This is a genomic window from Companilactobacillus paralimentarius DSM 13238 = JCM 10415, assembly GCF_001434985.1.
Taxonomy (GTDB): Bacteria; Bacillota; Bacilli; order Lactobacillales; family Lactobacillaceae; genus Companilactobacillus; species Companilactobacillus paralimentarius.
This window is the reverse complement of the sequence record NZ_AZES01000056.1, coordinates 1-517: the sequence shown is the minus strand read 5'-3', so window position 1 is coordinate 517 and position 517 is coordinate 1. Positions and strand designations below refer to the sequence as shown.

Genomic DNA, 517 nt, shown 5'->3' with positions numbered 1-517 from the left:
CTATTTTAGAACATCAAAAAGACACCATCCATACCTTTAGATGTTCTACCCTCTACAGCTTCACAATGAAAGGAATTTGAATGATGTCCCTAAGTAATAAGTCTATACGAAACGCTCTTGAAATGAAAGATGAGAATATTATCTTTACTGAAGACTCAAAATTTATGTTAGTTAATGGCATCAAGTCCTTAGTCTATTTTGCAATGCTAACTAAACAGATTGACCGTTGTCTTAACTGTGGCCTTGCAGGCCACTTAGTTAAGAATGGATTTAATAAAAATATGATAGTCGCTCCATCATTATCATTACGTCCAACGTATATAAGTCTGAAACGTCAAAAGTATAAATGTAAATCTTGTAACTCTATCTTTGTAGCCAAAACTAGTTATGTTTGGGAATATTGTCAAATCGCACAACCTGTTAGACAAATGATCTTATCAGAAACTGCTTTTAATACATCATTGAAGGATATCGGCAGACGTTTTAACGTCTCCGATAAGACCGTTCAACGTATCAT

General features: G+C 34.0%; 1 pseudogene. It reads left to right on the top strand.

Features of this window, described 5'->3' with window-relative positions:
* Positions 1 to 83: 83 nt before the first annotated feature.
* Positions 84 to 517, top strand: a pseudogene (locus FD33_RS05785) (transposase family protein); the annotation flags it as partial.